This is a genomic window from Marinobacter algicola DG893 (assembly GCF_000170835.1).
GTDB classification, from domain to species: Bacteria; Pseudomonadota; Gammaproteobacteria; order Pseudomonadales; family Oleiphilaceae; genus Marinobacter; species Marinobacter algicola.
Genome location: NZ_ABCP01000068.1, coordinates 1 through 9,880 on the forward strand (window position 1 = coordinate 1; position 9,880 = coordinate 9,880).

At 60.6% G+C, this 9,880-nt stretch carries 7 protein-coding genes and 1 pseudogene; all 8 read left to right on the forward strand.

Annotated features, from left to right (window positions below; all coding sequences use genetic code 11):
- Nucleotides 1-140 precede the first annotated feature (140 nt).
- Complete coding sequence (gene tssF, locus MDG893_RS19765; protein WP_007155616.1) at nt 141-1,913, forward strand: type VI secretion system baseplate subunit TssF; 1,773 nt, start codon at nt 141-143, stop codon at nt 1,911-1,913.
- Entirely contained in the window at nt 1,877-2,893 is a 1,017-nt protein-coding gene (gene tssG / locus MDG893_RS19770) for a type VI secretion system baseplate subunit TssG (protein ID WP_007155617.1), read from the forward strand. Before tssF ends, tssG begins: the two co-directional genes overlap by 37 nt.
- Before the next feature lie 40 nt (nt 2,894-2,933).
- Nucleotides 2,934-4,268 (forward strand): type VI secretion system-associated FHA domain protein TagH, encoded by a 1,335-nt coding sequence (gene tagH / locus MDG893_RS19775; RefSeq protein WP_007155618.1) that lies wholly within the window; start codon nt 2,934-2,936, stop codon nt 4,266-4,268.
- Nucleotides 4,265-4,798, forward strand: coding sequence for a type VI secretion system lipoprotein TssJ (tssJ, locus tag MDG893_RS19780; RefSeq protein ID WP_007155619.1), 534 nt, complete (start codon nt 4,265-4,267; stop codon nt 4,796-4,798). The genes tagH and tssJ overlap by 4 nt, the downstream gene beginning before the upstream one ends.
- Complete coding sequence (gene tssK, locus MDG893_RS19785) at nt 4,798-6,132, forward strand: type VI secretion system baseplate subunit TssK (RefSeq protein WP_007155620.1); 1,335 nt, start codon at nt 4,798-4,800, stop codon at nt 6,130-6,132. The genes tssJ and tssK overlap by 1 nt, the downstream gene beginning before the upstream one ends.
- A gap of 3 nt (nt 6,133-6,135) precedes the next feature.
- Nucleotides 6,136-6,963 carry a type IVB secretion system protein IcmH/DotU gene (gene icmH / locus MDG893_RS19790; RefSeq protein ID WP_007155621.1) on the forward strand — a complete coding sequence of 276 codons (828 nt, stop codon included), beginning with the start codon at nt 6,136-6,138 and terminating at the stop codon, nt 6,961-6,963.
- A 10-nt stretch (nt 6,964-6,973) separates the two neighbouring features.
- On the forward strand, nt 6,974-9,616 hold the full coding sequence (gene tssH / locus MDG893_RS19795; protein WP_007155622.1) for a type VI secretion system ATPase TssH: 2,643 nt from the start codon (nt 6,974-6,976) through the stop codon (nt 9,614-9,616).
- A gap of 55 nt (nt 9,617-9,671) precedes the next feature.
- Nucleotides 9,672-9,880 (forward strand): annotated as a pseudogene (locus MDG893_RS19800) (hypothetical protein); the annotation flags it as partial.

Sequence of the window (9,880 nt, forward strand, 5' to 3'; positions counted from 1 at the left end):
CCCCTGCATTGCCTGTTCGGAGTCAGAGGCGATGGCGATACCTTTTCTTCTGGGAAAAAGAACTCGCTTTGCTCGGACACCTTTTTCCCGGCAGAAAAGGTATCCCCATCCCCTCGATCGAACTTTGGTGTAGTAGTTCTATGAAGTTGAATCGATTTTACAGGGACGAACTTAGCTTTCTGCGATTGCAGGGGCGGGAATTTGCGGATGCCCATCCGCAACTTACTCGTTTCCTGTCGGAGCAGAGCACCGATCCAGATGTCGAACGACTACTGGAGGGCTTTGCGTTTCTGACGGGGAAGCTTCGAGAAAAGGTCGAGGACGAGTTTCCCGAGCTGACGCATTCGCTGCTGAACATGCTGTGGCCGAACTATCTCCGGCCAGTGCCCAGTTGCACCATCATGCGGTTTGATCCGCAGTTGCATGCCATCAGTGAGCGCCAGCGGGTGGATCGGCATACCGAGATCAAGAGCCGACCACTGGGCGACGCCACGCGCCAGACTCAGTGCCGGTTCCGGACCTGTCGGGCGGTTGACGTGTTTCCGGTGAGTGTGGCGGACGCCCACGCGGAGCATTCGCGGGAAGTGTCATCGGTGACCGTGGATCTGGCGTTGCACACCGACCAGCCGCTGTCGTCCCTGGGCCTCGATAACCTGCGTTTCTACCTGGGCGGCGAGAACCATATTTCCGAGACGCTGTACCTGTGGCTGAACCACTACCTGCAGCGTATGGAACTGGTGGTAGGCGATTCGGTATTTTCCATTCCGGCCAGCCAGTTGAAGCCCGTCGGGTTCGCTAACGACGAGGCCCTGTTGCCGTATCCCAAGAACGCCTATCCCGGCTACCGGATACTGCAGGAATTCCTGAGTTTTCCCGAAGCTTTCCGGTTTGTGGATATTCAGGGCCTGAAGGCGCGACTGCCAGCGGTGCAAGCGGATGAGATCAGCCTGCGGTTCCATTTCAGCCGTATTCTGCCGCCGGATGCGAAGATTCGCGCGGAAAATTTCCAGCTTTACTGCACGCCGGCCATCAATCTGTTCACCCACGAAGCCGACCCGGTGGACCTGAATGGTCGGCAGACGGAGTACCGGATTGCTCCGTCCAGCCGTTCGCCGGAGCACTTCGAAGTATTCAGCATCGAACAGGTGGAGGGCTGGCTGGAAGGCCGGTCCGGGCGGGGGGAGCCGCGGTTGTATACCGCGTTTGAGAGTTTTCAGCACGAGGTGGAGCGGGATCGTGGCCGTACCGCCCTGTATTACCGGGTGAAGGCCCGGGAGAGTGTGCGCGGGGACGGCTTTGACCACTACATTTCCTTCGTGCGTGGCGACGAGTCGGAGTGCCTGAACCGGCAGGAAGCGGTATCGCTGACTCTGACCTGCACCAACCGTCAGTTACCGCATCAGCTGGCGGTGGGGGAGATCTGCATGGCGACAGAAACTACGCCGGCGTTCGCCTCGTTCAGCAATATTACCCGGCCGACGCACACCCTGCGGCCGACACTGGATGGCAGCCTGTTGTGGACACTGATCTCCAATTTATCGCTGAACTACCTGTCGCTGCTGGATGTGGACGCCTTGCGCACGGTACTGCGGGTTTATGACTTCCGCGCCCTGGTGGATCGCCAGGCGGAGCGGGTGTCCCAGAAGCGCCTGGCCGGCATTCTGGACATTGAAACCACGCCGGTGGACCGGATGGTGCGGGGCCTGCCGGTGCGGGGTATCCGCTCGGTGATGCGGCTGGATCAGCAGTCGTTCGCCTCGGAAGGAGATCTGTACCTGTTCGGTACGGTACTCAGCCAGTTTTTCGCACTTTACGCCAGTATTAACGCTTTTCACCAACTGGAAGTGGTGAATACAGACAATCAGGAACGGTACACATGGACGTTACAGCAAGGGCAGCAACCTCTGATGTAGCCGAGCTGCAACCCGTTCTGGGCAATGCACGGCGCTACAGCTTTTTCCAACTGGTGGATCTGATCCATCGTCACCACGGTGATGATCTGGAACGATCCCAGGACGAACAGCCACAGCGGGAGCGTATCCGCTTCTCGGCGTCGGCCGGGCTGGGTTTTCCCGGCAGTGATGTGGTGTCGGCGGCGTCGCCGGAGCACGAGCACGCGCCCTATCAGCTGGAAGTCAGTTTCCTGGGCTTGCACGGTTCCCAGTCGCCCCTGCCGGGCTACTACCTGGAGGACCTGGCCTGGGAAGCGGGGCAGAATCTGGGCATTCGTCGCCACTTCCTGGATTTTTTCAATCATCGGCTGGTGACGCTGTTTCATCGGGCGTGGCGCAAGTATCGCTATTACGTGCGGTTTCAGCCGGAGGCCTCTGACGGCTTCTCCGAGCATATTTTCTCTCTGGTAGGTCTCGGTGACCCGCAGGTCAGGGCGGCAACACCGGTTAACTGGTCGAAGATGCTGGCCTATGCCGGGATGATGGCGGGCCGTAGCCGTTCTCCGGAAGTGGTCAGCGGCATCATTGGGCATTGCTTTGATCTGGACGATGTCGGCATTGAGCAGTGGGTATTGCGTCGGGTGGAAATCCCGAAGGATCAGCAAACTCGGCTGGGGCAGGCGAACGCCGCCCTCGGTGAGGACACGCTGGTAGGCTCGGGCATTCGTGATCGCAGTGGCAAGTTTATCCTGCGCATCCGCAACCTGGACCGACAGCGATTTGCGGATTTTCTGCCCAACGGCGACGACCACGACCGGCTGGTGAAGCTGGTGGAATTTGTCACCCGGGAGCAGTTGGCTTACGACCTGGAACTGCAGATGCGCCCGAGGGATGTAAAGCCCATGCAATTGGGTGCGGATGTGCGGCTGGGCTGGAACTCGTTTGTCACCCCGGAAAAAGCCCGGAAGCTGCCAGCGGTGCGGCTGCAGATCCGCCGCTGAACTCAATGGACTGCTTAGCAGGTTAAAAAGGAAACCGGATATGGAACATCAACCAACTCGTAGCCTGAAACTGGTGGTCAGTAACCCCACCCAGGTTGCCAGTGGCCTGGCCCGGGAGTATGTATTCGGAGTGCGTGGTGGCTCTATCGGAAGCGCTGGCAGCGATACCTGGCAGTTGTCTTCGCACCGCACCGGTGCCGTCGGTGGCCATGCAGAAGTGCGGTTTATGGATGGCGTGTTTTGCCTCATTGATCGCAGTGGCCGCACCTATATTAACAGTGGCACCCAGCCAGTCGGTCGTGGCCGTCGGGCCCGCCTGAAAAGTGGCGACACCATCACCATTGGTCGCTATCAGCTCAAGGCAGAGGTGCTCAGCGGTCAGCGTCACGACGGCAACCTGCCGGAGGAAGCGGAGGACGCCACGCTGGTCAATGTCGATGAGGGCGAGCTGATGCGCGCCGAGGAGCGTGAGCTGGAAACGGTTGGCGCCGAACCGCTGCACGGTTTGCAGCCGGCACCGGGTGAAACCTTCAGCGACGATCCCCTTCAGGCCTGGTCAGACATCCATAACGAAAGTGAAACCGCTGACGCGGCCGGGAATCGTGACGGGGAGTCCCTGCTGGCGGACAAGCCAGAATGGTATGCCAGCGAGGGCACCGTAACCGACGAGTACCGCGAGAACCGCGACGTAGCGATGGGGCTACCCATGCAACAAGGAGAGCGTGACAGGATGTCCGAGACCACCAAGCCGGCCCGCCGCCGGGAGACCAATGACCAGAGCCGCCAGCACATCAGCGGTGCACCGCTGTTGCGCGGTATGGAGACCGACCTGGGCTTTGCCGACAGCGATGAAATGCGCCTGTTCCTGGAAGAAGCCGGCCAGACCCTCAAAGCCACCGTGGAAGGCCTGCTGGCCCTGCACCAGGGTGAAGACAGCCGTCACCAGGCTCTGCGCACACGCTTGCAGCCGATTGAAGACAATCCGTTGCGCCTGGGTGAAGACTACAACGAGACCGTGCAGACTCTGTTCGCCAGCCAGCGCAGTCCGGTTCATCTGTCCGCCCCGGCGGCGGTCAGTGAGAGCCTGCAGAGCCTTCACCATCATCAGCTCGCCACCCAGACCGCCATTCGCGAGGGGCTGGATGCCATTCTTCATGCCTTCTCACCGGAGGCATTGCTGCGCCGGTTCCATGGTTATCGCCGGGGCCTGAAAACCGACGAAGATGAAAGCAACTGGGCATGGGAGATGTATCAACATTATTACCGGGAACTGAGTTCCAGTCGTCAGCAGGGATTCGAGCGCCTTTTTCAGGAGGTGTTTGAACAGGCTTACGATCAACAACTGCGTCAATTACAGAGGGAGAACCTGTCGTGAAGTACTGCAAATGGAGTTTGCTGGTCGCCATTCTCGTTTTGGTGGGGTGTAGCACCCCCTATAACGCGGTTACCAAGACCGCCAAGGTGATGTGGGACCCGGACATTCCTGTGGGTTACCCGGATGAGCTGCCAAGCCGGGTGGATCTGACCATGCTGGCGGAGCCGGACGTGAACCCCAACGAATCCCTGGCCCCCACGCCCATCGCGTTTCAGATCATCCAGATGCGGGACAGTTCGCGGTTGATGGCGGCGGATTTCGACCAGTTGCTGGGCGAGCTGGAGCCGTCCCTGGGCCGCAACTACGTGGACCATAGCGATTACACGCTGGTGCCCGGGCAGTTCAAGTTCATAGAGCCGTTCGAAATCGCCGAGGATACGCGCTTTATCGGGGTCATTGCCTTCTATGCCTATCCCAACCTGTCCCAGTGGAAGAAGGTGGTGAAGGTGGACCCCATCGGTGGTCGCTACCACCTGCTGGTCAATCTGCGCGAGCGCGAAGTCACACTCAGAAGGTCGGATGAGTCCTGATGTCTGCAACCAATCGAGTCGTCTGGAGTGATGGGCTGTTCATCAAACCCCAGCACTTCCAGCAGCAACAACGTTACCTGGAACACCAGATCAACGAACGGGCCCTGGCGATTTCTGATTACCTCTACGGTTTCAGCGATCTGGAGCTCAATGCGGAATACCTGAGCTTTGGTCGGGTGGGCCTGGTGCGGGCCAGCGGCCTGTTTCCGGATGGCACCCGTTTCTGCCTGCCCCAGGACGATGTGATGCCAGAGCCCCTGGAAATCACCGATGCTTCCGTGGCCAACCAGGTGGTGTACCTGGCCCTGCCGCTGGGCAGCGAGAGCCTGGCCGAAGTGGAATGGCCGGAGGCCGCCATCGCTGGCCGCTTCCGGGCCCAGAGCGAGGAAGTACGGGACCTGCATTCCATTGATGGCGATTCCCACTCTATCGACGTGGCCCGAGTGGCCCCGAAGCTGATGCTTGAACGGGACGATCGCAGCGCCTATGCAGCCCTGGCCATTGGCCGAATTCTGGAAAAGCGTCCCGACGGCAGCCTGGTGATGGACCCGAACTTCATCCCCACCATGCTCAGTGTGCGGGCGGCGCCCCGGCTTCAGCGTTTCGTCGGGGAAATGGCCGGGCTGATGCGCGAACGGGCCAAGAACATTGCCGAGCGCGTGGGTGCCCCGGGGCAGGGTGGTGTCGCGGACGTGGCGGATTTCATGCTTCTGCAGATGCTTAATCGCGCTCATCCCCGTTTTCTGCATCTGGCGCGTTTGCGTCAGTTGCACCCGGAACGGCTCTACGAGGCGTTGCTGGAGTTGTGCGGCGAACTGGTGACGTTCACCGATGAAAACCGCTTGCCCCAGGAATACACAGCCTACGATCACGACCTGCCGGAGGATTCCTTCACGCCGCTGATGCAGGTGCTGAGGCAATCACTGAGCACGGTGCTGGAACCTCGTGCGCTGGCTATCCAGCTGCAGCAACGCCAGTACGGTCTCACGGTGGCACCGGTCCAGGATGCACAGTTGATCGGCCAGGCCGAGTTCATCCTGGCAGTGAAGGCGGACATGCCGCTGGACGATTTGCGCAAGCAGTTCACCCAGCAGTGCAAGGTGGCGTCGGTGGAGAAGATCCGCGATCTCATCAGCCTGCAATTGCCGGGGATTCCGCTGTCGGCCCTGCCGGTGGCGCCCCGTCAGTTGCCGTATCACGCCGGGTTCGTGTACTTCCGGTTGGACGACCAGAGCCAGGCCTGGCAGATGCTCGACAACGCCAGCGGCTTTGCGTTCCACGTGGCCGGCAGTTTCCCGGGAATGGAGTTGCAGTTCTGGGCAATCAGGAGCTAAATCATGGCAGATGCACCGGTGATGGATTCACCCAATGGCAGCACGGAAGCAGGTGGCAGTGCGTTTGATGACCTGATGTTTGCGGACAGTAACCGCGATGGTCGCGTGGGCGATCAGGGCTTTGGTAATGACCAGTTCCAGCTGCGGGGCCTGGAGGATAACCGGCTGATTGATGCCGCGACGCCCCTGTTGGGGCTGGTAATCCGGGTACGCCGGCTGGCGGATTTCCAAGGTGTGGAGAATCTGTACCAGCAAGTGGTGGACGAAGTTGCCGCCATTGACCGGGAACTGGTGGAGCAAGGTTACGAACGGCCGACCGTGGTGGCCTACCGCTACGTACTCTGCGCTTTTATCGACGAAGCCGTGCTGGGTACCGAGTGGGGTGCCCACAGCGTGTGGTCCCAGCACTCGCTGCTGTCCCGATTCCACAACGAAACCTGGGGTGGCGAAAAGGTGTTCGCCATCACCGCCCGCATGGAGCAGGAACCGGAACGTTATCGCGACATGCTGGAGTTCATCTATCTGTGCCTGTGCCTGGGATTCGAGGGCCGCTACAAGGTGATGACCAATGGCCGGGACGAATACGAACAGATTATTCGCGGGCTGTACGAACAGATTCGCGGGTTGCGCCGCGACGAAGAAGCGCAGCCGCTGACCCGCGCGCTGGACAACGTAACCCCCGCCCGCAACCGGCTGCGGACAGGCCTGCCCCTTTGGGGCATTGGTGGCCTGTTTGTGGCGGCCATGGCCGGGGTGTACACGCTTTACAACATAGCGCTGAACGAACGCATCAGGGATGTGCTCAGCGTACTGGAACAACTCCCGAAATAAGGAGATCATTGTGATTCGGGTAGAACTGCCGGCGCTGATTGGGCGCCTCAACGAGATTTGTCGCCAGGGAATGGAAAGCTCGGCGGCCCTGTGTATCAGTCGCCAGGGTGCGGAAATCACTCCGGCTCACCTGTTGTTCAAACTGCTGGAAACACCGTTTACGGATGTGCGCCAGATTCTGGAAAGCACCGGTATCGACCACCACACCCTGCAACCGGTGGTGGGGGATAGCCTGAACGGTGAGACCCAATCCGCTGAGCCGTACCCGTCGTTCTCGCCGTTGCTGATCGAGCTGCTGCAGGACGCCTGGCTGATCGCTTCCACTGAACTGGGCCACACCGACCTGCGCTCGGGCGCCATCATGCTGGCGCTGCTGATGAACGCAGACCGCTACCTGATGCCCCAGGTCAGCCAGCGGCTGAAAGACATCAATCGTGAGCAGCTGCGCCGGCAGTTCGACTCCATGACCCGGGGCTCGGTTGAGCAGCCACGCGCCGAGGATGCCCCCAGTGCCGCTAATCAGGCGCAAGTGGACATGGATCCGCTCAAGCGCTACGCCACCGACTTCACCAAACTGGCCAGGGACAAGAAACTGGACCCGGTGGTGTGCCGTGACACTGAAATCGACCAGATGATCGACATCCTCTGCCGCCGTCGCAAGAACAACCCTATCGTTGTCGGCGATGCTGGCGTGGGCAAAAGCGCCGTTGTTGAGGGCCTGGCCCTGCGCATCGTCAACGGCGATGTGCCCGAGCGCCTGACCGGCGTGGAACTGTGGACCCTGGATATGGGGGCGCTGCAAGCCGGGGCGTCAGTGAAGGGCGAGTTCGAAAAACGCCTGAAAGGCGTGATTGAAGCGGTGAAAAGCTCCGCGACGCCGATTATTCTGTTTATCGACGAAGCTCATACCCTGATCGGCGCCGGCAACAGCGAAGGCGGCTCCGACGCCGCCAACCTGCTCAAGCCGGCCCTGGCCCGCGGCGAGCTGCGCACCATCGCGGCCACCACCTGGCGTGAATACAAGAAATACTTTGAGAAAGACCCGGCCCTGAGCCGCCGCTTCCAGCCCGTTGCACTGGATGAACCAACCCCGGCCCAGGCGGTGCATATCCTTCGTGGTCTGCGCACCGTCTACGAAAAGGCCCACCAGGTACTGATCGCTGACAGCGCCCTGAAAGCCGCTGCCGACATGTCTGCCCGTTATCTGGCTGGCCGCCAACTCCCGGACAAGGCCATCGACGTGCTCGACACTGCTTGCGCCCGGGTCAGCCTCAACCTCAGCACCCCTCCGCGCCGCCTCAGCCATGTGCGCAGCGAACTGCACCAGTTGGGCATGGAACAGGAACTGATGACCCGCGAGCAGACGCTTGGACAGGCTATCGACCACCAACGTGAACACGAACTGGTGGAGCGCCTGGAAACCCTGCGCGAGGAAGCAGAAGAACTGGAACAGCGCTGGAACGACCAGCGGGAACTGGTGGCGCGCCTCGTGGACATTCGCGAGCAACTGCTTAGCGAGGACACTGCCGAAACCGAAGCGAACGCAGAGGCGAACGAAGCCACGCCCGAAACCGACGAAGAACGCCCGGACCTGAAAAGCGAAGCCGCCGCCATCGAGCAGGAACTGGAAGAGCTGCAGGCCGACGAGCCTCTGGTACACGCACGTGTCGACGCCCGCCAGGTGGCCGAAGTTGTCGCCGACTGGACTGGCATTCCGGTCAACCGCATGACCGCCGACGAGCTGGAAAAAATCACCCGCCTGCCGGAATACCTGCAGTCCCACATCAAAGGCCAGGACACCGCCATTAGCGCACTGCACCAACACCTTTTGACCGCACGTGCTGACCTGCGTCGCCCCGGCCGCCCCATGGGCGCCTTCCTGCTGGCCGGCCCCAGCGGTGTGGGTAAAACCGAAACCGTGGTGCAACTGGCCGAACTGCTCTACGGCGGCCGCCAGTTCCTCACCACCATCAACATGTCCGAATACCAGGAGAAACACACTGTCTCCCGCCTGATCGGCTCACCGCCGGGCTATGTGGGCTTTGGCGAAGGCGGCATCCTCACCGAAGCCATTCGCCAGAAGCCCTATTCGGTCGTGCTGCTCGACGAAGTCGAAAAAGCCCATCCGGAAGTGCTCAACCTGTTCTACCAGGCCTTCGACAAAGGCGAACTGGCTGACGGTGAAGGCCGCCTGATCGACTGCAAGAACGTTGTGTTCTTCCTCACCTCGAACCTGGGCTACCAGACCATCGTCAAACACGCGGAAGAGCCCGAAAAAATCGAGGAAGCGCTCTACCCGGAACTGGCCGACTTCTTCAAACCGGCACTGCTGGCACGTATGGAAGTCGTGCCCTACCTGCCACTGGGCGAAGACACCCTCAACCGCATCGTTGGCGACAAACTCGACCGCCTGGCCACCCAGATCGGCGACCGGTACCACACCAATGTGGAACTGGAAAACGGCCTGGTGGAAGCCATCCGCAGCCGCGCCACCCGCAGTGAAAACGGCGCGCGGATGCTGGAGTCGATTATTGAAGGTGAACTGCTGCCGCCGGTCTCGCTGGCGTTGCTGGAGAAACTGGCTGCCCGGGAGCCAGTCACCAAAGTGACGCTTGGTGTTGAAGACAACAAGTTCACAGGAACAGTCGCTTAACGTGCAGGCACCCTGAATGGTAGCGCTCCGTGGGGTTGAGTGATTGCCACCTCCGGGTACCGCCAAGGCGCTGAAGCAGGCCGGGCTCACCGTTGACCGGGTAAACAAGGTTCGTGAAGGTCGTCCGCATATCGTGGACGCGATTAAGAATGGTCAGGTGCAGCTGATTATTAACACCACCGAAGGTCGCAAGGCGATTTCCGACTCGGCACAGATTCGCCAGTCGGCCCTGCAGACCAAGGTAACCTACACAACGACACTGGC